General features: G+C 70.1%; 26 protein-coding genes and 1 riboswitch. Of the genes, 12 read left to right on the plus strand and 14 right to left on the minus strand.

Annotation, left to right across the window (positions count from 1 at the left end; translation table 11 throughout):
- Positions 1–65: 65 nt before the first annotated feature.
- The 5 genes from IEY87_RS38685 to IEY87_RS38705 form a co-directional block, all read right to left on the minus strand.
- Entirely contained in the window at positions 66–413 is a 348-nt protein-coding gene (locus tag IEY87_RS38685; protein ID WP_189143834.1) for a hypothetical protein, read from the minus strand.
- Between the two features lie 25 nt (positions 414–438).
- A complete protein-coding gene (locus IEY87_RS38690; RefSeq protein WP_225278092.1) occupies positions 439–1635 on the minus strand; it encodes an ATP-dependent DNA ligase in 1197 nt (398 codons plus the stop codon).
- A 149-nt stretch (positions 1636–1784) separates the two neighbouring features.
- Positions 1785–2501 (minus strand): pyrimidine reductase family protein, encoded by a 717-nt coding sequence (locus IEY87_RS38695; RefSeq protein WP_189143835.1) that lies wholly within the window; start codon positions 2499–2501, stop codon positions 1785–1787.
- A 43-nt stretch (positions 2502–2544) separates the two neighbouring features.
- The gene (gene glgX, locus IEY87_RS38700) at positions 2545–4665 is read right to left on the minus strand and encodes a glycogen debranching protein GlgX (protein WP_189143836.1); all 2121 of its coding nucleotides are present in this window, start codon (positions 4663–4665) and stop codon (positions 2545–2547) included.
- A gap of 33 nt (positions 4666–4698) precedes the next feature.
- The gene (locus IEY87_RS38705; RefSeq protein WP_189143837.1) at positions 4699–5124 is read right to left on the minus strand and encodes an OsmC family protein; all 426 of its coding nucleotides are present in this window, start codon (positions 5122–5124) and stop codon (positions 4699–4701) included.
- Positions 5125–5273: 149 nt separating this feature from the next.
- On the opposite strand from IEY87_RS38705, the gene IEY87_RS38710 reads away from it, so the two are divergent.
- Entirely contained in the window at positions 5274–5831 is a 558-nt protein-coding gene (locus tag IEY87_RS38710) for a sigma-70 family RNA polymerase sigma factor (RefSeq protein WP_225278093.1), read from the plus strand.
- Complete coding sequence (locus IEY87_RS38715) at positions 5831–6724, plus strand: maleylpyruvate isomerase family mycothiol-dependent enzyme (protein WP_189143839.1); 894 nt, start codon at positions 5831–5833, stop codon at positions 6722–6724. The genes IEY87_RS38710 and IEY87_RS38715 overlap by 1 nt, the downstream gene beginning before the upstream one ends.
- A 30-nt stretch (positions 6725–6754) precedes the next feature.
- Here the strand turns inward: IEY87_RS38715 and IEY87_RS38720 are convergent, their stop codons facing one another.
- Entirely contained in the window at positions 6755–8122 is a 1368-nt protein-coding gene (locus IEY87_RS38720) for an ankyrin repeat domain-containing protein (RefSeq protein ID WP_225278094.1), read from the minus strand.
- Positions 8123–8279: 157 nt separating this feature from the next.
- Here IEY87_RS38720 and IEY87_RS38725 point away from each other — a divergent pair, with 157 nt between their 5' ends.
- A complete protein-coding gene (locus IEY87_RS38725) occupies positions 8280–8939 on the plus strand; it encodes a DUF1707 SHOCT-like domain-containing protein (RefSeq protein WP_189143840.1) in 660 nt (219 codons plus the stop codon).
- 113 nt (positions 8940–9052) lie between these two features.
- Here IEY87_RS38725 and IEY87_RS38730 read toward each other — a convergent pair whose 3' ends face one another.
- The 4 genes from IEY87_RS38730 to IEY87_RS47345 form a co-directional block, all read right to left on the minus strand.
- Positions 9053–9802: a sirohydrochlorin chelatase gene (locus IEY87_RS38730; protein ID WP_225278095.1), complete on the minus strand. Its 750-nt coding sequence runs from the start codon at positions 9800–9802 to the stop codon at positions 9053–9055.
- Positions 9803–9825: 23 nt separating this feature from the next.
- Positions 9826–10554, minus strand: a complete 729-nt coding sequence (locus tag IEY87_RS38735; RefSeq protein WP_189143842.1) for a phosphoadenylyl-sulfate reductase — start codon at positions 10552–10554, stop codon at positions 9826–9828.
- 163 nt (positions 10555–10717) lie between these two features.
- Complete coding sequence (locus tag IEY87_RS38740; RefSeq protein WP_189143843.1) at positions 10718–12388, minus strand: nitrite/sulfite reductase; 1671 nt, start codon at positions 12386–12388, stop codon at positions 10718–10720.
- A 107-nt stretch (positions 12389–12495) separates the two neighbouring features.
- Positions 12496–12579, minus strand: coding sequence for a putative leader peptide (locus tag IEY87_RS47345; protein ID WP_354532976.1), 84 nt, complete (start codon positions 12577–12579; stop codon positions 12496–12498).
- Positions 12580–12821: 242 nt separating this feature from the next.
- Between IEY87_RS47345 and IEY87_RS38745 the strand changes: the two genes are divergently transcribed.
- From IEY87_RS38745 to glyA, 4 genes are all read left to right on the plus strand, one after another.
- Complete coding sequence (locus IEY87_RS38745; protein WP_189143952.1) at positions 12822–13598, plus strand: TIGR03084 family metal-binding protein; 777 nt, start codon at positions 12822–12824, stop codon at positions 13596–13598.
- A 42-nt stretch (positions 13599–13640) separates the two neighbouring features.
- Complete coding sequence (locus tag IEY87_RS38750; RefSeq protein ID WP_189143844.1) at positions 13641–14036, plus strand: YccF domain-containing protein; 396 nt, start codon at positions 13641–13643, stop codon at positions 14034–14036.
- Positions 14037–14138: 102 nt separating this feature from the next.
- A complete protein-coding gene (locus IEY87_RS38755) occupies positions 14139–15008 on the plus strand; it encodes a YihY/virulence factor BrkB family protein (protein ID WP_225278098.1) in 870 nt (289 codons plus the stop codon).
- 51 nt (positions 15009–15059) lie between these two features.
- Positions 15060–15142: riboswitch (ZMP/ZTP riboswitch) on the plus strand.
- Between the two features lie 24 nt (positions 15143–15166).
- Positions 15167–16417: a serine hydroxymethyltransferase gene (gene glyA, locus IEY87_RS38760; protein ID WP_189143846.1), complete on the plus strand. Its 1251-nt coding sequence runs from the start codon at positions 15167–15169 to the stop codon at positions 16415–16417.
- A 112-nt stretch (positions 16418–16529) separates the two neighbouring features.
- On the opposite strand, the gene IEY87_RS38765 is transcribed toward glyA, so the two are convergent.
- Positions 16530–17393 (minus strand): NAD(P)H-binding protein, encoded by an 864-nt coding sequence (locus IEY87_RS38765; RefSeq protein WP_189143847.1) that lies wholly within the window; start codon positions 17391–17393, stop codon positions 16530–16532.
- A gap of 76 nt (positions 17394–17469) precedes the next feature.
- Here IEY87_RS38765 and IEY87_RS38770 point away from each other — a divergent pair, with 76 nt between their 5' ends.
- A complete protein-coding gene (locus IEY87_RS38770) occupies positions 17470–17841 on the plus strand; it encodes a winged helix-turn-helix transcriptional regulator (RefSeq protein ID WP_189143848.1) in 372 nt (123 codons plus the stop codon).
- Positions 17842–17882: 41 nt separating this feature from the next.
- On the opposite strand, the gene IEY87_RS38775 is transcribed toward IEY87_RS38770, so the two are convergent.
- Both IEY87_RS38775 and IEY87_RS38780 read right to left on the minus strand, forming a co-directional pair.
- Complete coding sequence (locus IEY87_RS38775; RefSeq protein ID WP_189143849.1) at positions 17883–18596, minus strand: anti-sigma factor family protein; 714 nt, start codon at positions 18594–18596, stop codon at positions 17883–17885.
- Positions 18593–19141 carry a sigma-70 family RNA polymerase sigma factor gene (locus IEY87_RS38780; RefSeq protein ID WP_263653187.1) on the minus strand — a complete coding sequence of 183 codons (549 nt, stop codon included), beginning with the start codon at positions 19139–19141 and terminating at the stop codon, positions 18593–18595. Before IEY87_RS38780 ends, IEY87_RS38775 begins: the two co-directional genes overlap by 4 nt.
- Before the next feature lie 299 nt (positions 19142–19440).
- Here IEY87_RS38780 and rsgA point away from each other — a divergent pair, with 299 nt between their 5' ends.
- Positions 19441–20538: a ribosome small subunit-dependent GTPase A gene (rsgA, locus tag IEY87_RS38785; RefSeq protein ID WP_189143850.1), complete on the plus strand. Its 1098-nt coding sequence runs from the start codon at positions 19441–19443 to the stop codon at positions 20536–20538.
- Between the two features lie 79 nt (positions 20539–20617).
- The gene (locus IEY87_RS38790; protein ID WP_189143851.1) at positions 20618–21259 is read left to right on the plus strand and encodes a phosphoribosyltransferase; all 642 of its coding nucleotides are present in this window, start codon (positions 20618–20620) and stop codon (positions 21257–21259) included.
- On the opposite strand, the gene IEY87_RS38795 is transcribed toward IEY87_RS38790, so the two are convergent.
- A complete protein-coding gene (locus IEY87_RS38795; RefSeq protein ID WP_189143852.1) occupies positions 21256–21729 on the minus strand; it encodes an ATP-binding protein in 474 nt (157 codons plus the stop codon). The genes IEY87_RS38790 and IEY87_RS38795 overlap by 4 nt on opposite strands.
- A gap of 130 nt (positions 21730–21859) precedes the next feature.
- Between IEY87_RS38795 and IEY87_RS38800 the strand changes: the two genes are divergently transcribed.
- Both IEY87_RS38800 and IEY87_RS38805 read left to right on the plus strand, forming a co-directional pair.
- Positions 21860–22759: a Sco1979 family transcriptional regulator gene (locus tag IEY87_RS38800; protein WP_372462290.1), complete on the plus strand. Its 900-nt coding sequence runs from the start codon at positions 21860–21862 to the stop codon at positions 22757–22759.
- A gap of 132 nt (positions 22760–22891) precedes the next feature.
- Positions 22892–23125, plus strand: a complete 234-nt coding sequence (locus tag IEY87_RS38805) for a DUF397 domain-containing protein (protein ID WP_189143854.1) — start codon at positions 22892–22894, stop codon at positions 23123–23125.
- Positions 23126–23297 lie beyond the last annotated feature (172 nt).

Here is a 23297-nt window from a genome sequence, read left to right on the forward strand (position 1 = left end):
ACCCACCGGCCACCCGCCCGGCCGCCACCCGAACAGCCGCCACCCGAACAGTCCGGGCCGCCGGCTCAGCTGGGCTTGTGGTTGCTGTTGAACACCGCGTTGACCAGCACGATGCCGATCCAGACGGGGATGTACGCGGCGCTGCCGCCATCGCTGAACAAGGTGATCAAAATTGTGGCGACCGTGCCCAGGGCCAGCGAGACGATCGCCAGCGCGAGCCGCTGACCGTCCCTCATCCGGTCCTGCTTGGCCATGTCCTTGGCTTGCGGAGCCGCGGCGAGGCGCTCGTCCACCCGCCTGTCGACTTCTTTGCCCATCTTGTCGAGAAACGACTCGACGATGGCGTCCTCGAAGTCCGGGCCGAGGTCGCGGCGAGCGGACACCGCCGCCTTTAGCTCATCTCCGGTGCTCATATGTCGAGATATATCGCTATGCGCGCTATCGGGCAAGAATATCGTCAAGGTTGTACGACACCGGCCGCTCCAGTTGCTCGTACGTGCACGAGAGCGGGGTGCGGTCGGGGCGCCAGCGCCGCCACTGGGCGGTGTGCCGGAACCGGTCGCCCTCCATCTGGTCGTAGGCCACCTCGATCACCAGCTCCGGCCGGAGCGGGATGAACGACAGGTCCTTCTTGGCGTTCCAGCGTGAGATCGCCCCCGGCACCCGCTGACCGCCCGAGGCGGGGCTGGGCGCGGGCTGGCCCACGCCGGCCGCCGCCTGCTCGGCCCAGTGCCCCCACGGATGCTCACCCAGGCCGGCGATGTACGGCTTGAGCTCCTCCACCAGCTCGGCCCGGCGCGCCATCGGGAACGAGGCCGCCACCCCCACATGGTGCAGCCTTCCGTCGTCGCCGTAGAGGCCGAGCAGGATCGAGCCCACGATGGGACCGCTCTTGTGCTCGCGGTAACCGGCGACCACCACGTCGGCGGTGCGCTCGTGCTTGACCTTGAACATCGTCCGCTTGTCCGGGAGGTAGGGCTGGTCGCCCGGCTTGACGATGATGCCGTCGAGCCCGGCCCCCTCGAACATCTCGAACCACTCGGCGGCCTGCTCGTCATTGACCGTCACCGGCGTGAGGCGGATGGACCTGCCCTTCTCCGGGAAGATCTCCACCAGGCGCGCCCGGCGCTCCCTGAACGGCGCCTCCATCAGCGACTCGTCCCCGATCGCCAGCAGATCGAAGGCCACGAAGGAGGCCGGGGTCCGCTCCGCGAGCATCTTCACCCGGGAGGCCGCCGGGTGGATGCGCTGCTGCAACGCCTCGAAGTCGAGCTGTGATCCCTGCGGCAGCACGATCTCACCGTCGACCACGCACTTGTCCGGCAGCTCCTGCTTGACGGCCTCGACCAGCTCGGGGAAGTAGCGCGTGAACGGCCGCTCGTTACGGCTGCCGAGATACACCTCGTCCCCGTCCCGGAACACGATGCACCGGAACCCGTCCCACTTCGGCTCGTAGAACAGGTCGCCGTCCTGCTTGGGCATCGCCTTGATCGGCTTGGCCAGCATCGGCGCCACCGGCGGCCGCACCGGAAGATCGAGATCCGGGATCGGCTCGGGCTCCTTGGGCTTCCGCTTCCCCCGACCGCCCGCCGACTCCGCGACGGCCTCGACAGGCGACTCGACAGGGACATCCACATCGGCCGCCTTCGTGTCAGGCCTCGTGTCCGGCCCCCTGACCGCCGCCGCGTCCGCTCCTGCCCCCGGCGCTGCTTCGCCTTGCCCGGTCACCGGCCCTGCGGCTGGCGCGTCAGGCGCTGTCGCCGGTGGCGTGGTCGGGTCTGTCATCAGGTCGGCTCCCTCGTGTAGCGGCAGAAGAGGACCCCCTCCTCCTCCAGCACCTGCCTCAGCTCCAGCTTGACCTGCGACGGCTCCCCGTCGAGGATGCGCGCCGCGCCGCCGCCGAGCAGCATCGGGCTGACCGACAGGCACAGCTCGTCGACCAGCCCGGCCGCCGCGAGCTGGGCGTTGATCCGCGGTCCGCCCTCGCACAGGATCCGGCTCAGGCCACGCTCGTGCAGCTCCGCCACCGCCGCCCGCAGGTCCACGCCCTCGTCGCCGGCCACGATCACGTCGGCCACCTCGGCCGCCGCCTTGAGCCGGGCGGCGGGGGCGCTCGCACAGGTCACGATGATGGTCCGGCTGCCGCCGGTGAACAGCGGGCCGGTCAGGTCGAGGTCGAGGCCCCGGCTGACGACCGCGAGCGGCGGGGCCGCCGGCCTGCTCGCCCGGATCTCGCGCCACGACTCGCGCGGGTTGACCGCGGCGTACCGCTCGGCTCTGACGGTCGCGGCGCCCGCCATGATGACGTCGGCGAGCCCGCGCAGGACCCCGAAGACGCGCTTGTCGCCCTTGCTGGAGAGCCCGCCGGACAACCCGTCCAGCCAGGCGCCGCCGTCGATGCTGGCCACCATGTTGAGGCGCAGCCACGGCCTGTCCACCGGGTAGGCATAAGCCCGCTCGATGTCAGGATTGTCTTCGATGTCGGGATGGATCCGGCGCACCCCTCTACCTTGGCACACGCCTCCGACAAGTTGCCGCGACGACCTACTGGGCCCGGGGCTGGCGCAGCACCTGCAGCGAGCGGGAGGTGACGGCGACCAGGTCGCCGGGCTGCCAGGCGTCGTCGACGTAGAGGTTGTCGCAGCTCTCGTCGTTGGTGTCGAGCACGGGCAGCCAGCTCCCGCCGAACGCCCCGCCGGGCAGGGTGAACGTCATGTCCTCGTGGTGGGCGTTGATCAGCAGCAGGAACGAGTCGTCCGTGATGCGCTCGCCGCGCGGCCCCGGCTCGGTGATCGCCTCGCCGTTCAGATAGACCATCAGCGACTTGGCGTAGCTGACGTGCCAGTCGCTCGCGGTCATCTCGGTGCCGCCGGGGGTGAGCCAGACCAGGTCGCGCTTGCCGTTGTCGGGATGGCGGCCGTGGAAGAAACGGCGGCGCTGGAAGACCGGGTGCTCGCGCCGCAACTTCGACAGCAGGCGGACGAACGCCAGCAGGTCGGACTCGGTGTGCAGGTGCGACCAGTCGATCCAGGCGATCTCGTTGTCCTGGCAGTAGGCGTTGTTGTTGCCCCGCTGGGTGCGGCCGAGCTCGTCGCCGTGGGAGAGCATCGGGACGCCCTGCGACAGGAAGAGCGTGGCCAGGAAGTTGCGCCGCTGGCGCTGCCGGAGCCGGACGATCTCCGGATCCTCCACCGGGCCCTCGGCGCCGCAGTTCCAGGAGCGGTTGTCGTTGGTGCCGTCGCGGTTGTCCTCGGCGTTGGCCTCGTTGTGCTTGCGGTCGTAGGACACGAGGTCGGTGAGGGTGAAGCCGTCGTGACAGGTCACGAAGTTGATCGAGGCCACGGGCCGGCGGCCGGAGGTCTCGTAGAGGTCGGCCGAGCCGGTCAGCCGCGAGGCGAACTCCGGCAGCGCGGAATGCGTCCCCCGCCAGAAATCTCGTACGGTGTCGCGGTATTTCCCGTTCCACTCCGTCCACAAAGGCGGGAAATTTCCGACCTGGTAACCGCCGGGCCCCACGTCCCACGGCTCCGCGATCAGCTTGACCTGCGAGATCACCGGATCCTGCTGGATGAGGTCGAAGAAGGCGCTCAGCCGGTCGACATCGTGCAACTCCCGGGCCAGCGCCGACGCCAGGTCGAAGCGGAACCCGTCGACGTGCATCTCCAGCACCCAGTAACGCAGCGAGTCCATGATGAGCTGCAGCGCGTGCGGCGAGCGGACGTTGAGCGAGTTGCCGCAGCCGGTGTAGTCGAGGTAGTAGCGCCGGTCGTTGTCGTGCAGCCGGTAGTAGGCGGCGTTGTCGATGCCCCTGAAGCCGAGCGTCGGCCCCATGTGGTCACCCTCGGCGGTGTGGTTGTAGACGACGTCGAGGATCACCTCGATGCCCGCCTCGTGCAGCGCCTTCACCATGGCCTTGAACTCGGGCACCTGCTCGCCGCGCGTCCCGGCGCCGGAGTAGCCGCCGTGCGGGGCCAGGTAGGCCATCGTGTTGTAGCCCCAGTAGTTGGTCAGCCCCCGCGCCACCAGGAAGTGCTCGGGCATGTAGTGGTGCACCGGCATCAACTCGACCGCCGTCACCCCGAGCGAGAGCAGATGGTCGATGATCGCCGGATGCCCCACCCCCGCGTAGGTGCCCCGCAACTCCTCGGGCACGCCGGGATGACGCATGGTCAGCCCCCGCACGTGCGCCTCGTAGATGACACTCTCGTGGTACGGGGTGCGCGGCGACCGGTCGTTGCCCCAGTCGAAGAACGGATTGATCACCACGTTCTTCGGCATGTAGGGGGCGCTGTCGGTGGTGTTGAGCTGCGACGGATCGGTGAAGTGGTAGGGGAACAGCGCCTCGTTCCAGGTCAGCTCACCGTCGATGGCCTTGGCGTAAGGGTCGAGGAGCAGCTTGGAGGCGTTGGCCCGCTGCCCGAGCGCCGGGTTGTGCGGACCGTGTACGCGATAGCCGTAGCGCTGGCCCGGCATGATGCCGGGCAGGTAGCCATGCCAGACGAACCCATCCACCTCAGGAAGATCGACCCGTTCCTCCGAGCCGTCATCGTGGAAAAGGCACAGCTCAACTCGCTCGGCCACCTCGGAGAACACCGAAAAACTGGTGCCAACGCCGTCCCAGGTGCCGCCGAGTGGATAGGGTTCGCCCGGCCAGACTTCGCGCATGTGACTTGATTGTCGCATGCGATCGGGGCCTTACTAGAGCAGTTCGGCCTTCAGCGTGATCGTCGTGCCCGACAGGGCCTTGCTGACCGGGCAGTTGGCCTTCGCATCTTCCGCGGCGCTCTGGAACTGCTCGGCGGTGAGACCGGGCACCTGCCCCTTGACGGTGATCACGATGCCGGTGATGCCCTCACCCGGCTGGAACGTGACGTCCGCGCTGGTCTGCAGCGACTCGGGCGGGGTGCCCGCGCCGGCCAGACCGTGCGAGAGCGCCATGGAGAAGCACGAGGAGTGGGCGGCCGCGATGAGCTCCTCGGGCGAGGTCTTGCCATTGGCGGCTTCGGCCCTGGACGGCCAGGAGACCTCGAAGGTGCCGACACCGGAACTGTCGAGCGAAACCGTGCCCGAACCGTCGAGCAGGGCGCCCTTCCACTGCGTGGTCGCGGTGCGAGTCGTGGCCATGGGAATTCTCCTTCTGGTAGCGGACTTCTGACATTATCTCGGTTCGGCAACGTAGCCGTGCACCGGCATCCGTCTGCCCTTTTCCGGCGAATAATGACATGCTCGGTTCGCGGCACACTCGCCGCCCAGGTACGTGTCACGGGAGTGTGGTGCCAGTGGAGGCGCCGTACGACGACCGTCTGCTGCACCAGCGGGTGGTCGGCGGCGACGAGGCCGCGCTCGGGGAGATCTACGATCGGCTCGCCTCGCTGATCTTCGGTCTGTCCCTGCGGGTCACCAGGGACCGGGTGATCGCCGAGGACATCACGCAGGAGGTGTTCCTGGTCTTCTGGGAGCGCCCCCTGGCCTACGACCCGGAACGGGGCACGTTGCGGGCCTGGCTCGCCACCATCGCGCACCGCCGCGCCGTCGACCACGTCCGGGTGGAGGAGCGCCGGCGGGTCTCGGTGCTGGGCCCCCGGCTCTTCGAGCGCGAACCTGACAGGCTGGAGGACACGGTGCTCGCCGCCGACGAGGCCCACCGGGTCCGCCAGGCCGTCGAGGCGCTGCCCGGCGGGCTGCGCGAGGTCGTCGAGCTGGCTTACTTCGGCGGCAGGACCTACCGCCAGGTGGGCGAGGAGTTAGGCGTGCCCGAGGGCACGGCCAAGTCGCGCATCCGGCTCGCGCTGCGCAGGCTGGCCGACGCGCTGGCACAGGAAGAGGTGTGATGGACCCGCTCGAGCGTCTGTACGTGGACGCGCTGCTGGAGGACCCCGAGGAGCCCAAGCGGTCGCTGCGGCCGCAACTGCTGGCCGGGGCGCGGGCACGGCGCAGGCCGGCGGCCCCCACGGCCGACTGGGCGCGCCCGTACGCGGGCCGGGTCGCCGCCATGGACGCGCTGCTGGCCGCGGCCGTCGAGGACGACTGGTCGCGCGTCATCGTCGAAGGCTGGACGCTGCAGGAGCTCGTCGCCCACCTGGCGGCCAAGGACGGCCTGCTCGCGGCCTCGGTCGGCGCGCCCGTGCTCGGCCCCGAGCTCACCACCGCCGACTCCGCCGCCCGTACGGCCGACGTGCAGTCCTACGAGCGGGCCCGCAGCCCCGAGCAGACCCGCAGGGACTGGCGGGCCCAGGCCGACGCCCTGTGCCGCCACCTGGCGAACCTGCCCGCAGCCGAGCCCGCCGCCCTCGACGGCCTGAACGCCCCCGTGTCGGACCACATCCTGGCCAGGGCCCTGGAGACGTGGGTGCACACCGACGACGCGGCCCGGGTCGCCCGCATCACCCTGCCGCTGCCGCTCCCCGAGCACATCCACCCGACGGCGGACATGTGCGCCAGGCTCCTGCCGTGGACGATGCTGCTGTCGGGGCACGACGCGTCGGGCCGGACGCTCGGGCTGGAGCTCACCGGCCCGGGCGGCGGCGCCTGGCACCTCGCGCTCGGCGCCGAGGACGGCGCCGCCGCCGGCGAGCCGGACGCCCGCATCACGGCGGACGTGGTGGCCTTCTGCTTCCTGCTGGGCGGCCGAGGGGACGCCGAGACCTTCGAGGCCACCCTGGCGGGCGATGTCGCCCTGGCGCGCGACGTCCTCGCCACCGCACCCGCGCTCTCCGGTCCCTGACGCCGCCGCCGGGGACCGGCTCCCGCCTCGTCAGGCCTCGGGCTGGGTCTCGTCCTCGGTGACCAGGTCTCTGGCGTACTCGTCGTCGGACTCGGCCAGGACCCGCTTGACGCCGAGCTCGGCGCGGGTGTCGCCCCGGGAGGCCAGACCACGGGTGGCCTCGGCGACCGTCCGCAGGTCGCTGTCGTCCAGGCGCTCGGCGAGGGCCTGCCTGATCTCCGGGGTGTCGGCGTCCAGCCCGGCCAGGCCGGCCGTGGCCCAGTCGCGGACCTCGTCCTCCTCCTCGCGCGTCATCGCGATCAGCAGGGCCAGGCCTTCGGCGTGGTCCGGCGGCAGCACGTCCGCCAGCGCGATCGGGTCGGTCATCGTCCGCTTGTGCCCCTCGCGGCCGATGAGGTCCAGCACCTGCGGCAGGGCGCGCGGGTCGCCTTGGTGGCCGAGCGCGGACAGCACCGAGCGCAGCACCTGCGGGTTGCTCTCGGTGGTGGTCATCTTCTGCAGCAGCGGGAGCGTGCGCTCACGATAGGGCTTGTCGTCCTCGGTGACGCCGAACTGGGCGATCGCGTCCACCCCGAACTCGCGCTCCCTGGCGTCCTCGCTGAGGCACAGCCGGGCCAGCGCCTCGTAGGTCTCGTCGTCGGACCGCTTGATCAGCGTGTCGGCCACCACCCACCACGTCTCGGCGTCCTCGTCGATGTCGCGGTGCGCCAGGGCGCGGGCCACGAGCTGGTCGACCGGCGTGAAGACGTCGGTGGCCTCCTCCAGCAGGGTCGTGATCGCCGCGTGGCCGCGCTGGGCCTGCACCTGCTCCGTCTGCGCGCCGTCGGGGGAGCGGCCCGCCACGGTGACCAGCTCGGTGCCGTCCTTGGCGAACTGGCGGGCGACGACGTACTCCCAGCCGTCCTGCTCGACCTGGTCGAGCAGCGCGCTCTCCAGGTGCACGCCGACCCAGTCGGCGGCGATGTCGAGCGGCGTGTCGCCGTCGCCGTCGTACTTCTGCGCGTCCGCGTCGGCCGCCAGCAGCTCGCGTACGACGCCGAGCGCGCCGCGTCGGGCGGCCAGCGTCAGGGGCGTGTCGCCGCCCTCGTTGGCGGCGTCGACGTCGGCTCCGGCTTCGAGCAGGAGCCTGGCGGTGTCGGCGTTGCCGTTGGAGGCGGCCCAGAGCAGCGCGGTCCAGCCGCCGGCCTCCCTGCCGTCCACCTCGGCCCCGGCGGCCAGGAGGGCCTGGGCGACCTCGACCCGGTCGGTGGCGGCGGCCGCGCACAGCGGCAGGCCGCCGTCGCCGGTGTCCTCGCCTGCCTCGCTGGCGAGGTTGGGGTCGGCGCCCTGGGCGAGCAGCTCGCTCACCTTCTCCGACTCGCCGTTCAACGCCGCAAGGTAGAGCTGTTCCTCATGCATAAAAGGACCCTAGCCTGGCCCAGCCGCGCCGCGGGACCAGGCCGGGCCCTGACTGCTGATACGCGGCGAACGTCGATAAGGGTTCAATACGTTCGATTGATGGTGATTCCTCCCATAGGAGGACCTTGTTCGGGAATAAACGCGATATGTTGCGAGTATGAGTGACCCTGGGGAGGTTAGAGCCTCCGACGCTGAGCGGGAAGCCGTCGTGGAGCAGCTCCGCGAGGCTTCGGTCGAAGGCAGGCTGACGCTCGCCGAGCTGACCGACCGCACCGAGGCGGCCTACACCGCCACCACCCACGCCGAGCTGGCCCTGCTCACCCAGGATCTGCCGGAGGGCGCACCGGTTCGCACCCCGGCGCCGCGGCCCGAGGGCGGCAAGCGCCGGTGGTTCGTCGGCGTCATGGGCGACACCAAGCGGCGCGGCACCTGGCGGATCGACCAGGAGCTCGGCGCGGTGGCCGTGATGGGCGACGTGCTGCTGGACCTGCGCGAGGCAGAGGTACGCACCGACACGGTCGAGATCCTGGCCGTCTCCGTGATGGGCGACGTCAAGATCATCGTCCCCGACGGCGTCAACGTCGACCTCGACGGCATGGCCATCATGGGCGACAAGCGCGTCGACGTACAGGAAGCGCCGCCCGGCACCAGCGCGCCGGTGATCAGGGTGCGCGCCTACGCGGTGATGGGCGACGTCAAGGTGCTCGGCGACTCCCGCGCCAAGCCGCTCAAGCGACGCTGGGCTGCCTGGCGCGAGCACTGGCGGGAGCTGCACGGCGACGACTGGCGCGACACCGGCCGCTCCATCGGCCGCTGACCGTCTCCCGCACCGCACCGCGCCGCCGTCGCCCTGACGGCCGCGACCTCGCTCCGACGGCCACTGAGCCGCGACACCGGCCGGTCACGACGCTGAGTCGTGGCACCGGCCAGTTATGACGCCACCACGTCGGCAGGGCTCCGCAGGGCCGCTTCGTAGCGCTCCAGGAGCACCTGGGCGAGCTCCGGCGCCGGGCCCAGCACGTCGGCGACCACGTCCGCGCCGGCTGCCAGGGTGGTGCGCCGTACCTTGTCGGCGAAGTAGCCCGGCGCCAGCAGGTAGGGGGCGACCACCACGCGCGGCGCGCCCGCCTGCCTGAGGTGGGCGACCGCCCGCTCGGGCGACGGGTCCACGGCGGAGGCGTAGGCGGGCGTCACGGCCCACCAGCCAGGGCTCCACGACCGGGCCATCCGGGCGATGACCGCGTTCGCGCGGGCGTCACTCGAACCGGCCGACACCAGCACCACCGCCGTGTCCGGATCGCCGGTCGGCACGCCCGCCTCGGCCAGGCGCCGCTCCAGCGTCGCCGACAGCAGCGGGTGCGGCCCGAGCGTCGTGCCGTAACGCACGCGCAGCCGCGGCTCACGCGCCCTGGCCTCGTTGAGCGCCGCGGGCAGGTCCACCCGGCTGTGGTACGCCTCCGTCAGCAGCAACGGCAGCACCACGGCCTCCCGCAGGCCGTGCAGCGCCTGTGCGAGCGTCGGGGTCGAATGGTCGAGGTAGGCGGTGCGCACCGGAACCCCCGGCCGCGCCCGCCGTACCTCGTCCAGCAGCGCCTCCACCGTCGCGGCGGCGCGCGGATCACGCGACCCGTGCGCCACCGCCACCAGCGGAACGCCGCTCTGGCCCGTCCCGTCTGCCAACGGGACGGGCCACCGGCTGGGAGTTACAGGTGAATGCCGCATTCGACCTTCCCCAGCCCGGCCCAGCGGCCGCTGCGCGGGTCCTCGCCTTCGGCGACCTGGCGGGTGCACGGGGCGCAGCCGATCGACGGGTAGTTGTCGTAGTGCAACGGGTTGATCAGCACCCCGTTGTCGGCCATGTAGTTGTCGACGTCTTCCTGGGTCCACTTGGCGATCGGGTTGACCTTGACCATCTGCCGCTTGGCGTCCCACTCGACGACCTTGGTGCCGGTACGGCTGGTCGCCTCGTCGCGGCGGATGCCGGAGATCCACGCCAGGTAGGGCTCCAGGGCGCGGTTGAGCGGCTCCACCTTGCGCAGGTAGCAGCACAGGTCGGGGTTGCGGCCGAACAGGCGGGGACCGAGGTCGCGGTCCTGCTCCTGGACCGTGCGCGACGACTTGATGTTGATCACGTTGACGTCATAGACCTGCTGGACCGCGTCGCGGGTGCCGATCGTCTCGGCGAAGTGGTAGCCGGTGTCGATGAACAGCACGTCCACACCCGGCTTGACCCGGCTGACCAGGTCGATGAGCAGGGCATCGCTCATCGAGGAGGTCAGGCAGAGCCGGTCCCCGAACGTGGCCGCGGCCCAGCGGATGATCTCGCGGGCGGAGGCGTCCTCCAGGAAGATCGCGGCGGACTCGACGATGTCCTGCAGGTCGAGCGTGCTCCGCTGCTGCCCCAACCCGGCCTCGATGTCGACGAGCGTCATATGTTCACTCCGATTCCGAGAAATTTCAGCTTGAAAGCGCGGGAGCATGACCGGCAGTACCAGCCGGACCCGGTGCCATGGGACCTGGGGGCGTCGGTCGCTTCCTCGTAAGGCTCCAGGTCCTCGTCCCCGCAGTAGGGGCAGTGGAAGGGGACGGCCCGGCTCATTTCAGGTCCGCATCGTCCGCGCGCTGCACCCAGTCGGCGAAGCTCTCGCCCTCTTTCTTCTGGGTGTCGAAGTTGGTGACGACCCGCTCCACGTAGTCAGGCAGTGCCTTGGCGGTGGTCTTGAGGCCGCGCACCTTCCGGCCGAAGCCGGAGCCGACGCCGAGCGCGCCGCCCAGGTGGATCTGGAAGCCGCCGACCTGCTGGCCGTTCTCGTCCAGCATGAGCTGGCCCTTCAGGCCGATGTCGGCGGTCTGGATGCGGGCGCAGGAGTTGGGGCAGCCGTTGACGTTGATGGTGAGCGGCTGGTCGAACGTCGGCAGCCGCTTCTCCAGCTCGTCGATGAGGTCGGAGGCCAGGCCCTTGGTCTCGATCATGGCGAGCTTGCAGTATTCGATGCCGGTGCAGGCCATCGTCTGACGGCGGAACGTGGACGGGCGCACCTGGAGGTCGATCGCCTCCAGCTCGGCCACCAGCGAGTCCACCTGGTCGGGCGCGATGTCCAGGATGATCATCTTCTGCTCGAGCGTGGTGCGGACCCGGCTGGAGCCGTGCCGCTCGGCGATGTCGGCGATGGCGAACAGCTTGTCGGCGTCCAGGCGGCCGACGCGGGGGGCGAAGCCCACGTAGAAGTTGCCGTCCTTCTGCGGGAAGACGCCGACGTGGTCGCGGCGGCCGACGTCCGGCGCCTGCGGGGCGGGACCGTCGGGCAGCGGCTCGGCGAGGTATTCGGTCTCCAGCACCTGGCGGAACTTCTCCGCGCCCCAGTCGTTGACCAGGAACTTCAGCCGGGCCCTGCTGCGCAGCCGCCGGTAGCCGTAGTCGCGGAAGATGCCGGTCACGCCGGCCCAGACCTCGCCCACCTGGTCGCGCCGGACGAACACGCCCAGGCGCTGGGCCAGCATCGGGTTGGTGGACAGGCCGCCGCCGACCCACAGGTCATAGCCCTGCTCGCCCTGCTCGTTGACCACGCCCACGAACGCGATGTCGTTGATCTCGTGCACGGTGCAGTGCGCCGAGCAGCCGCTGAGCGCCGTCTTGTACTTGCGCGGCAGGTTGGAGAAGGCGGGGTCGCCGATGTACGGCTTGATGGCGTCGATCTCGCTGGTGGCGTCGAAGACCTCCTCGACGTCGATCCCGGCCACCGGGCAGCCGAGGATGGTGCGCGGGACGTCACCGCACGCCTCGGTGGTCGACAGGCCCACCGCCTCCAGCCGCTCCCAGATGTCGGGCACCGACTCGATCTCCACCCAGTGCACCTGCACGTTGTGCCGGTCGGTCAGGTCGGCGGTGCCCCTGGCGTAGTCCTTGGAGATGCCGGCGATCGTGCGCAGCTGGCGGAGGTCGAGCTGCCCGCCGTCGATGCGCACCCGCATCATGAAGTAGCGGTCGTCGAGCTCCTCCGGCTCCAGGATCGCCGTCTTGCCGCCGTCGATGCCTGGCCTGCGCTGGGTGTAGAGGCCGTACCAGCGCATCCGGCCGCGTAGGTCGGCAGGGTCGATCGAGTCGAAACCCCGCTTGGAGTAGATGTCGATGATCCGCTGACGGACGTTGAGGCCGTCGTCGTTCTTCTTGAGCTCTTCGTTCTTGTTGAGTGGCTCCCGATAACCGAGAGCCCACTGGCCTTCGCCGCGCGGGCGCTTGTGATGCCGGCTGGCAGGGGTGCTCATTGCGCGTCCTTCTGGTTATGGGCGCGCCCAGCGTTCCTCCTGCCTCGTCATCGAGTGCAGGGGACAAATGGAGAGATGCGACGCGCTCAGTCGTAAAAAATCGGCAGTTAACGGGCGTCGCAACAGATGGCACTGCGGACACGCAGAAGGTCGACGTGGCGTCGACCGACGAGCATGGGGTCCGCTGGCATGCTTAGAAAGATACTCTGGCCAACCGCTATGTCCAAGACCGGGTCCACAGTCTGGACGTGATCACCCTTGGCGAGGCCAGGCCAGCGGCGAATCCTCGGCCTTCTTCGGGGGCTGGTGCTGGCAGTCGCACCAGGAGCCGCCCCGGCACTGCTCGTGCCGTCGTTCCTTGCACTTCTCGCAGATCACACCTGCATTATCCGCCCAGAACAAGGCTCGGGTTAGGCTTTCGGTCGTGGATCTCATGGCGGAGTTGCTCGACGACCTGCGCGCCGAAACCGCGAGCCTGGAAACCCTCCTGGACGGGCTGCGGCCACCGGACTGGGAGCAGCTCACGCCCGCCGAGGGATGGGCCGTCCGCGACCAGGTGAGCCACCTGGCCTGGTTCGACGACGCCGCGTGCACGGCGGCCGCCGACCCGGCCGCCTTCCAGGCCCTGCTCGCCGACCTGTTCGACACCGGCACCTCGGTGGACGACCTGGCCGTACGCGAGCGCGGGAGGTCGCCCGCCGAACTGCGCGCCTGGTTCGGCGCCTCACGCGAACGCCTCATCGGCACGCTCGCCCCGATCGAGCCGCGCCGCCGCCTGCCGTGGTACGGCATCGAGATGTCGGCGGCCTCCTTCGTCACCGCCCGGCTGATGGAGACCTGGGCGCACGGCCAGGACATCGCCGACGCGACCGGCGCCACCAGGGAGCCCACCGACCGGCTGCGGCACGTCGCGCGGATCGGGTGCATGGCGCTGCCCTACTCCTTCACCGTACGCGGGCTGCCGGTGCCGGAGCGGCCGGTGCGGGCCGAGCTGGCGCTGCCCGGCGGCGGCGAGTGGACGGCGGGCCCGCCGGACGCCGCGGACGTGGTGCGCGGCCCGATGCTCGACTTCTGCCTCGCCGTCACGCAGCGGATCCACGTCGCCGACACCGCCCTGCGGATCACCGGCGAGACGGCGCGGGCGTGGATGCGGATCGCGCAGGCCTTCGCCGGGCCACCCGGAAAGGGACGAGAGCCACAATCGGGGTGATCCCTGATGAGCCGGGGGCCCCTGCGGTGACATGCTGTAAGCATGCGCACCATTCTCAACATCATCTGGCTCGTCTTCGCCGGCTTCTGGCTGGCCGTGGGATACGCCCTGGCCGGGATCATCTGCTGCATCCTCATCGTCACCATCCCGTTCGGCCTGGCCTCGTTCCGGATCGCCGCCTACGCGCTGTGGCCGTTCGGCAGGACCGTGGAGCGCGACCCCGACGCCGGGGTGTTCTCCCTGCTGGGCAACATCATCTGGTTCCTCGTCGCCGGGATCTGGTTGGCCATCGGGCATGTGGTCACGTCCATCCCGCTGTTCATCTCGATCATCGGCATCCCGCTGGCCGTGGCCAACATCAAGATGATCCCGGTGTCGCTGCTACCGCTCGGCGCACGCATCGTCGACAACGACCAGAGCAGGACGTCCGGGACGTAAGCTGAACTGACGACTAACCGCGAAAAAGCGTTGGGTGCGATGACGTCCACGGATGCGCCTAGCCGGTCCAAGAGGCGGCTCGCCTCTACTGCCCGTGCCGGGTTGAGCTGGGTAAACGGCACGACCTCGTGGGCGCTCGTGCGCGCGACCACGAATGCCGGCGTGACCTACCGGGTGACCGGTCTGGCCGGCGAGGCGGCGTTCTTCGCGCTGCTGTCGCTGCCGCCGTTCGTGCTGGGGCTGATCGGCGTGCTGGCCAAGATCGGCACCTGGATCGGCGGCCAGCAGGTGCGGGAGATCGAGGCCTGGGTCATCGACCGGGCCGGCCTGCTGTTCACCGAGGACACGATCACGAGTGTGGTCCGGCCGCTCCTCAGTGACGTGCTGCGGGACGACGCGGGCAAGGTGTCGATCATCTCGCTCGGCTTCCTGCTGTCGCTCTGGTCGGGCTCGCGCGCCCTGTACGTCTACGTCGACCTCATCTCCGTCGCCTACGGCCTGGGCGAGGAGCGCGGCATCATCCGCACCCGGCTGATGTCCTTCGGCCTCTACGTGGTCGGCCTGGTCATCGGCATCATCGTGATGCCCATCCTGGTCATCGGCCCCACCCTGCTCAAGGGCGCGGTGCCGGGACAGTACGGCGGCCTCATCGAGCTGCTCTACTGGCCGGTGGTGATCGTCGGCTCGGTGCTCTTCCTGACCGTCCTCTACCACGTGAGCGTGCCGGTGCGGACGACGTGGTGGCGGGAGCTGCCGGGGGCCATCCTGGCGCTGTTCCTGTGGATCGTCGGCGCCGCCGTGCTGCGGGCCGTGCTGGCCGCCTGGTTCTCGCCCGTCTCCGTCTACGGCTCGCTGGCCGCGCCCATCGCGGTGCTGCTGTGGCTCTACATCACCGCGCTGGCCGTGCTGATCGGAGCGCTTCTCAACGCCGAGGTGGACCGCCTGTCCGGCGGCGTCGGCCGCGCCCGATAGCGGCTCCCGGCCGATCGCCGTGCGGGAGGGGCCGTCCACCTCCGATATCGTCAAAGATGACGCGACTGGCGCATTGGGTGGGATCGACCACCGGGGAGCGGAAGGAGCGGAGGCCGTGCGCCTGGGTCTTCGCAAGATGTCAATGTGACAGGAGAGTCATGAGTTCTCTCGCTAGCGTCGACCCGCAGATCGCCGAGCTCATCCAGGCGGAGGAGCGCCGCCAGGCCGACACCGTCAAGCTGATCGCCTCGGAGAACTACGTTTCCAAGGCCGTGCTGGAGGCCACCGGCACGGTCCTGACCAACAAATACTCCGAGGGCTACGCGGGCAAGCGCTACTACGAGGGCCAGCAGGTCATCGACCAGATCGAGACCGTGGCCATCGACCGGGCCAAGTCGCTGTTCGGCGTCAACCACGCCAACGTCCAGCCCTACTCCGGCTCGCCCGCCAACCTGGCGATCTACATGGCGTTCCTGCAGCCGGGCGACACCGTGCTGGGCATGGGCCTGCCGTTCGGCGGCCACCTCACGCACGGCTGGTCGGTCTCGGCCACCGGCAAGTGGTTCAACCCGGTCCGCTACGGCGTCCGCCAGGACACCGGCCGCATCGACCTCGACCAGGTCAGGGAGCTGGCCCTGGAGCACCGGCCCAAGCTCATCTTCTGCGGCGGCACCGCCATCCCGCGCACCATCGACTTCGAGGGCTTCGCGGCCATCGCCCGCGAGGTGGGCGCCGTACTGGCCGCCGACATCGCGCACATCGCCGGCCTCGTCGCGGGCGGCGCGCACCCCTCGCCCGTCGGCCACGCCGACGTCATCTCCACCACCACCCACAAGACGCTGCGCGGCCCGCGCGGCGCCATGCTCATGGCCACCAGCGACGAGCACGCCACCGCGCTCAACAAGGCCGTCTTCCCGGGCCTGCAGGGCGGCCCGCACAACCACACCACCGCCGCCATCGCCGTGGCGCTGCGCGAGGCCTCGACCGACGAGTTCAAGGCCTACGCCCACCAGGTGGTCGCCAACGCCAAGGCGCTGGCGGAGGAGCTCGCCGCGCGCGGCTTCGACCTGGTCTCCGGTGGCACCGACAACCACCTGATCCTGCTCGACCTCACGCCCAAGGGCATCGGCGGCAAGCCCGCCGCCAAGGCGCTCGACCGGGCCGGCTTGGAGACCAACTACAACACCGTCCCGTTCGACACCCGCAAGCCCTTCGACCCGTCGGGCATCCGCATCGGCACGCCGTCGGTCACCTCGCGGGGCATGCGGGAGGCCGAGATGCGGCAGATCGGCGCCTGGATGGACGAGGTGGTCACCGCCCTGTCCAAGGGCGACGCCGAGGACGTCATCGCGCGCGTCCACCACGAGGTGAGCGAGCTCACCGCGCAGTTCCCCGCCCCCGGCCTGTAAGCCGGCGAGCACGCCGACGCCCCGCCGCACAGAAGTGACACCGCCGGCCAAGTAGATCAAAGAAGGACCGGCCCCATGGTCACAGATGTGATCATGGGGCCGGTCCTGTCGTTCAGCGCAGTGCCTCGGGGTGGGCTGCGAAGTAGTCGGCGATCGATGTGGGTGTGCGGCCGGTGAGGCGTTCGACCACGTGCGTGGTCACGTCGAACCAGCCGTCGCGCTTGTACGTCCCCAGACCCGTCCATCCCTGGACGTACATCTCGGGGAGTCCGCGTGCGGACAGCGTCGCGGCCAGGTCGGCGTCCGATACCGGCTCGCAGCGGACCGGACGGCCGGTGACCTGGGCGAGCGCGTCGGCCACATCCGTGTCCGTCACCGCCTCGGGGCCCGTGACCTCGAGGAGTTGCCCCTCGTAGCCGCCCTCGGCCAGTACGGCCGCGGCCACGGCGGCGCTGTCGTCGCGGGTGATGTGCCCCACCCGGCCGTCACCCGCGTTGCTGGGCAGGACGCCGGTGGCGACGGCGATGGCGGGCACGCCGACGAGGTTCCACATCTCCGGCCACTGGTTGAACCGCAGCGCCGTGAACGTCAGCCCCGAATCGGTCAATAGTCGCTCGGTCTCTTTGTGGTTCTGGATGAGCGCCTGCGGCTGGCCTGGCTCGCCAGCCCTGGCGAACGACGTGTAGATCACGTGACCCACCCCGGCCTTGGCCGCTGCCTCGATGGCGTTGACGTGCCCGGGAGGCGCCCCGCTGAGCGAGCCCATGCTGATCATCAGCAGCCGCTCCGCCCCCTCGAACGCGCTGGGCAGACTCGCCGCATCGTCGAAATCGGCGTAACGGGCGGCCACGCCGAGGTCGGCGACGGCCTCAGGGGTACGGGACAACGCCACCACACGGGCGGCGTCCACCCGCTGGAGAAGGTGCTCGACAGTGCGGCGTCCGAGTTTGCCGGACGCTCCGCTGACCACGATCACGATAAGTCCTCCTTAGGTCGAGGTGCGTACCCTGATCATTGGCCAGCAGGCACAAGGTCCGAAAGAAGGCACATCTATGTCCACTGCCGCCATCACCGTCCCCGTCACGGTGGCCGATCACGAGAACTGCCCCGTGACCAGCGTCTTGCGCCGGGTGGGAGACAAGTGGAGCGTCGTGATCCTGTCGGTCCTGGCGCACGGCGCGCACGGCTTCAACGAGCTGGACCGATCCGTGGAGGGCCTCAGCCGCCGCATGCTCACCCGTACGCTGCGCGCCCTCGAAGAGGACGGGCTGATCAGCCGCACACCCCATTGGAGCGTGTCGCCACGTGTCGACTACGCGCTCACCGACCTGGGCCGCTCCTTCCTGGAGCAGGTGCGCGCCCTGGGACTGTGGGCCCTCGCACACCGGTCCGATCTCGAAGCCGCACACACTCATCATGGTTAGGCAGCGGCGATATCACTGGGTGCCCTGCCCAGCGGTGGAGGTCAGACCTCGACGGTGAGGATCTTGCGGCCCGCCGTGGTGAGGACCTCGAAGTGGTCGATCTTCTCCACCGGAAGGGCGGCGGCGCCGTGCATGTAGAGGGGGTCGGGGGAGCCCGGGACACCGTAACCGGGGGACGGCACCGCCCAGCCCATCATGACGCGGCGTTCGCCGTTCTTGCCCACGGCCACCAGCTCGCACTCCAGCGGCCCTTTGACGCCCGACAGCTGGATCGCCGCGTGCGTGCCCCAGCCCTTGGACTCCAGCACCAGCCCGCCGCTCACCCCGTCGGCGCCGACGCCGGGCAGCGGCGTGCCCATGGCGTAGAACTGCTCGGCGGGCCCGAGTTGCGCGGTGTGCGCGGCCGGCGGCGTGCTCTCCCCGCCGAACTGGGCGCCGATCGTGAGGCCGCCCAGCACCAGGGTGACGGAGGCCGCCACGCCGATCACGAACGTGCTTCTGCGGGTGCGCCGGTCGGCGGCCTGCTTGCGGCGCAGCATGTCGATCACTTCGGGCGGCCGCCGCCCCCGGAGAGGGGGAGCGTCCTCCACGGGCCCGAGCCCGGTCAGCGCGTGGGCCACGCCGGACAGCTCCGTCAGCTCCACCTCGCAGGACCGGCAGCGGAGGAGGTGCGCTTCGAACGCCAGCCGGTCGTCTTCGTCCAGCAAGCCCAGGGCATAGGCGCCCACGTCGGTGTGCTCCACTCGCGAGTTCAAGCCGTCACCCCCCTCTCCTCCAGAGCGACCCGCAGGGCGCGGACCGCGTAGTAGACCCGGGACTTCACGGTGCCCACGGGAATGCCGAGCACCTTGGCGGCGTCGTTGACCGACCGGTCGCGCAGGATCGTCTCGTTGAGGATCTCGCGATGGGCCGGTGACAACGCCTTGAGCGCTTCGGACACGACCACCTGATGCAGGAGGCCCTCCATTTCATCGGGCACGGGCAATGTCGCCAGCGGCCCGTCGCCCAGCTCCTGGGGCCGGACCTCCCGTCGCCGTCGGTCATCGATCACAATACGTCTGGCCACCGTCGCGAGCCAGGGCATGAGCGAGGTCGCCTCCGGGTCGAGCCGCTCGGCGCTGCGCCAGGCCCGGATCATGGTCTCTTGTACGACGTCCTCTGCCCACTGCCTGTCGCCCGCGGTCAGCCGGATCACGAAGGCCAGCAAAGGCCGATGATACTGCTGATAGAGCTCGGACACGATCACGTCGGGGTCAGGGCGTACGCGTCTCAGCCACTGGCGTAACCGCGGTTTGCCCATGGGGGCTGCTCCCTCGGCCGAGGGTGGGGGATACGTGCTCAGTCGCATCATTCCCCTTTCTCGAGTCCGTCGGGAGGAAGTACGGCCGGCATACCTGTCGGGTTCAATCGATCGGGGATCATTGACCGGAAATTCGATTGCGTCCTCCGCGGGCGGATGCGTAGAGTCACTCCAACGACCGGCGATTGAGCGAGGAGGTGGGGACCATGCGGACTGTGCTGTTCGTCATGCCGTCCATCAGCCTCCGGGTGCTCGCCTAGACCACCCGGGTTCCTTCTCAACCCAAGGGTGTCATTCCGTTGCTTTTCGATCTTTCTCTGCTCGGCTGGACCGCGTCTCGCGCCGCCGAGCTGCCTGACGGCACCGTCCCCGGCCGCGTCTCACGGGTCGACCGCGGGGCCGCCGAAGTCATCGCCGCCGACGGCAGGCACCGGGTCAAGTACGGCGCCAGGGTGCGCCGGGCGTCGGCCGACGACCCCGTCGCACTGCCGTGCGTGGGCGACTGGGCCGCGCTGTCCGAGCTGCCCGAGGGCCGCTACGAGCTCGACCTGGTGCTGCCCCGGCACACCGCGTTCGTCCGTGGCGGCGTGAGCCGCGACTCGCGGGGCGGCCTGTCGGGCGACGGCCAGGGCCAGGTGCTCGCCGCCAACGTCGACGTCGTCTTCGTCGCCGAGCCGTCCATGCACTCCAACGACTACGCCGACCTGGGCCGCATCGAGCGGCTGGTGGCGCTGGCTTGGGAGTCCGGCGGCACGCCGGTCGTCCTGGTCACCAAGTCCGACCTGTTCGAGCAGGGCCTGGACGAGCTGCTCGCCGACGTGCGCACCGCCGCGCCGGGAGTGGACGTGCACGCGGTGTCCTCGCTGCTGGGCGACGGCGTCGAGCTGGCGCGCGGCTACCTGGAGGGCGCCCGTACGGCCGTCGTGCTGGGCCCGTCGGGCGCCGGCAAGTCCACCCTCGTCAACGCCCTGGCGGGTGACGGCGTGATGGAGACCCAGCAGGTGCGCGCGGGCGACGGGCGGGGCCGACACACCACCGTGCACCGGGAGCTCATCCCGCTGCCCGACGGCGGGCTCATCATCGACACGCCCGGCATCCGCCGGGTCGGGCTCTACGAGATGAGTCAGGGCGTCGACCTGGTCTTCGCCGACATCGAGGAGCTGGCCGGCGGCTGCCGGTTCGACGACTGCGGGCACGACAGCGAGCCCGGCTGCGCCGTACAGGAGGCGGTGGCGAGCGGGGAGCTGCCCGAGCGGCGGCTGCAGAGCTGGCGCAAGCTCCAGCGGGAGGCCGCCTGGATGGCCGCGCGCACGGACGCGCGGTTGCGCAAGGACCTGCAGAGCAAGTGGAAGATCATCCACAAGGAGATGCGCCGCGCGGGCCGCAACCGTCCGTAGCGTCGTCCGTCCGTAGCGTCGCCACGTCCGTAGCGTCGCGCGGTCGTGCGAAGCGTGGGTCAGCGGGTACGACCAGGGTATGGAGCGCGTGTTCGTCGACCGTGTGGAGGCCGGTGAGCTGCTCGCCGAGCGGCTGCTCGCCATCCGCGACCCGGTGGTGCTCGCGCTGCCGCGTGGCGGGGTGGAGGTGGCCGAGCCGGTGGCACGCAGGCTCGGCGTCGCGCTCGACGTGCTCGTCACCCGGAAGATCGGCTATCCGCCGCAGCCCGAGCTGGGCGTCGGCGCGATAGCCGAGGGTGGCGAGCCGGTGTTCGACCTGCGCCTGCTGGCCCGGCTCGGTCTGACCCCCGAGGCACTGGCCCGCGTGGTGGCGGCCGAGCGGCGGGAGCTGGCCCGGCGGGTCAGGGTCTACCGGGGTGAGCGGCCGCTGCCCGCCCTGGCGGGCCGCGAGGTGATCGTGGTCGACGACGGTCTCGCCACCGGCGCGACCGCGCGGGCGGCGCTGCGGACGGTCGCCGCCGCCGGGCCCGCGCGGGTGACGCTGGCGGTGCCGGTCGGCGCCGCCGACACCGTGGCGGCGATCGGGCAGGAGGCGGACGAGGTGGTGGTGCTCTGCGTGCCCGCCCACTTCAGGGCGGTCGGCCAGTGGTACGAGCAGTTCGACCAGCTCACCGACGGCGACGTACTGAACGTGCTGGCCCGGAACCGGCCCAAGGGCTAGCCCCGCAGCACGGCCCAGACGAGTTTGCGCGGGCCGCTGGGGGTGAGCCAGCCCCAGCCGGTGCACAGCGCGTCCACCAGCCGGAGCCCTCGGCCGTACTCGGCGAAGACGTCGGTCACGGCGGCGACCGGAGCCGCATGGTTGTGGTCGGCGACCACGCAGGCGAACTCGGCGTCGTGGCGGAGCAGCCGCAGCTGGATCGCCCCGCCCCCGTGGCGCATCGCGTTGGTGACCAGCTCGGAGACCACCAGTTGGGTGTCGAACGCGGCCCGCTCGGCTCCCCACGAGCCGAGCGTCTGACCGACGAACCGTCTGGCCACGGCGACGCACCCAGGCTCGAAAGCAGTGAGATCCTGGAACGTGAAAAGCGCGTCACAATCACTGGGGCGACCGTCGACCAGGATGGCCGAAAGCCATCCCGGTGGCCGGGTGCCGCTGGCGGCCTCCGGCCGGGCGTCGAAAGTCGTCATGTGGCCCCCGAAACGCGGTCTGGTGATCCAAGAGCCCATCTTTACGGGCACTGCTTGACGATGCAAGACTTTTCCGAGTTTACGGATGCAAAACGCATTTGCACGTGCAGATGATAGGGGAGAGATGACGTTGGGCCGACAACGCGCCGAAAGTGTGCGAAGTGCATCCCTGTTGACGCACGCGCCGGGCAGCCCGACCGTGCTCCGGATCATGCTCGGCACGCAACTGCGCAGGCTCCGCACCAAGCGCGGCATCTCCCGCGAGGACGCCGGCTACTCCATCCGCGCCTCGCACGCCAAGATCAGCAGACTGGAGCTCGGTCAGGTCAGCTTCAAGGAGCGCGACGTGGCCGACCTGCTGTCGCTCTACGGCGTCACCGACCCAGGCGAGCAGGCGCCGCTGCTCGCCCTGGCCAGGCAGGCCAACGCCCCGGGCTGGTGGCACAAGTACGCCGACCTGCTGCCCGGCTGGTTCGAGGTGTACATCGGGCTCGAAGGCGCCGCCTCGATCATCCGTACGTACGAGAACCAGTTCATCCCCGGCCTGCTCCAGACGCCCCGCTATGCCCGGGCCGTGATCGAGCTGGCCCACGAGAGGGCGCCCGAGCCCGAGATGGAGCGCCGGGTCCGGCTGCGTACCACCCGGCAGTGGCGGCTGTCGTGGGAGGACCCGCTCACGCTGTGGGCGATCATCGACGAGGCGGTGGTGCGGCGGATGCTCGGCGGGCCCGACGTCATGCGGGAGCAGATCGAGCACCTGCTGGCGATGATGGCCGAGCCCAACGTGACCGTGCAGATCATGCCGTTCGAGCGGGGTGGGCACGCGCCGGCGGGCGGGCCGTTCAGCATTCTGCGCTTTCCCGAGCGCGAGCTGCCCGACGTGGTGTACATGGAGCAGCTCACCAGTGCCATTTATCTGGATAAAACAGCCGAAACCGAGCATTACATCCGCGTGATGGACCGGCTGAGCGTCCAGGCGGAGCAGCCGGACCAGACCAGGCGCTTCCTGAAGGGCCTGCTCAACGGGTAAATCCCCCCGAACTCTGTGATCCACGGCATAGGGGAATTTTGGTCAACCCGTATATGCCGATCAGCGCGTCACCGTATCCTCGGGCCGTAAGCACGGATGCACGTGCATCCGTAAGGCCAAGGAGTCGCGCTCATGCCTGAGTTCCGGAATGGAACGCCCGCTCGTCGCCTGCCCGTCGTCTGGCGAAAGAGCGCGCGGAGCAATCCCAACGGCAACTGTGTCGAGGTGGCGCCCCTGCCGACCGGCGAGGTGGCGATGCGTAATTCCCGCTTCCCCGACGGCCCCGCACTGGTCTACACGCAGGACGAGATCACCGCGTTCGTCCTGGGAGCCAAGGACGGGGAGTTCGACGACCTGCTCGTCTAGGGGGATGAGTCAGAGCCAGGCCCGCTGAGAGCGGGCATGCGAAAGCCGCCGTCCGAAATCGGACGGCGGCTTTTCGGTGCGGGGGCTGAGGTCCGCCTGATCAAGCAGTTGCCCCGACCGGGTTCGCCGGAGTCTGGGCTTGGCTGGCCAGACTCCGGATCATCGGGACAAC

It is taken from the genome of Nonomuraea glycinis, from assembly GCF_014646515.1.
GTDB classification, from domain to species: domain Bacteria; phylum Actinomycetota; class Actinomycetes; order Streptosporangiales; family Streptosporangiaceae; genus Nonomuraea; species Nonomuraea glycinis.

Bases quoted from the DNA above. Each gene is read 5' to 3' on its own strand.
- IEY87_RS38685 (WP_189143834.1), bottom strand. From the start codon at position 413: ATGAGCACCGGAGATGAGCTAAAGGCGGCGGTGTCCGCTCGCCGCGAC.
- glgX (WP_189143836.1), bottom strand. From the start codon at position 4,665: ATGCGCGAAGTCTGGCCGGGCGAACCCTATCCACTCGGCGGCACCTGG.
- IEY87_RS38705 (WP_189143837.1), bottom strand. From the start codon at position 5,124: ATGGCCACGACTCGCACCGCGACCACGCAGTGGAAGGGCGCCCTGCTC.
- IEY87_RS38715 (WP_189143839.1), top strand. From the start codon at position 5,831: ATGGACCCGCTCGAGCGTCTGTACGTGGACGCGCTGCTGGAGGACCCC.
- IEY87_RS38720 (WP_225278094.1), bottom strand. From the start codon at position 8,122: ATGCATGAGGAACAGCTCTACCTTGCGGCGTTGAACGGCGAGTCGGAG.
- IEY87_RS38725 (WP_189143840.1), top strand. From the start codon at position 8,280: ATGAGTGACCCTGGGGAGGTTAGAGCCTCCGACGCTGAGCGGGAAGCC.
- IEY87_RS38735 (WP_189143842.1), bottom strand. From the start codon at position 10,554: ATGACGCTCGTCGACATCGAGGCCGGGTTGGGGCAGCAGCGGAGCACG.
- IEY87_RS38740 (WP_189143843.1), bottom strand. From the start codon at position 12,388: ATGAGCACCCCTGCCAGCCGGCATCACAAGCGCCCGCGCGGCGAAGGC.
- IEY87_RS47345 (WP_354532976.1), bottom strand. From the start codon at position 12,579: ATGCCAGCGGACCCCATGCTCGTCGGTCGACGCCACGTCGACCTTCTG.
- IEY87_RS38745 (WP_189143952.1), top strand. From the start codon at position 12,822: ATGGCGGAGTTGCTCGACGACCTGCGCGCCGAAACCGCGAGCCTGGAA.
- IEY87_RS38750 (WP_189143844.1), top strand. From the start codon at position 13,641: ATGCGCACCATTCTCAACATCATCTGGCTCGTCTTCGCCGGCTTCTGG.
- glyA (WP_189143846.1), top strand. From the start codon at position 15,167: ATGAGTTCTCTCGCTAGCGTCGACCCGCAGATCGCCGAGCTCATCCAG.
- IEY87_RS38770 (WP_189143848.1), top strand. From the start codon at position 17,470: ATGTCCACTGCCGCCATCACCGTCCCCGTCACGGTGGCCGATCACGAG.
- IEY87_RS38780 (WP_263653187.1), bottom strand. From the start codon at position 19,141: ATGGGCAAACCGCGGTTACGCCAGTGGCTGAGACGCGTACGCCCTGAC.
- IEY87_RS38790 (WP_189143851.1), top strand. From the start codon at position 20,618: ATGGAGCGCGTGTTCGTCGACCGTGTGGAGGCCGGTGAGCTGCTCGCC.
- IEY87_RS38795 (WP_189143852.1), bottom strand. From the start codon at position 21,729: ATGACGACTTTCGACGCCCGGCCGGAGGCCGCCAGCGGCACCCGGCCA.
- IEY87_RS38805 (WP_189143854.1), top strand. From the start codon at position 22,892: ATGCCTGAGTTCCGGAATGGAACGCCCGCTCGTCGCCTGCCCGTCGTC.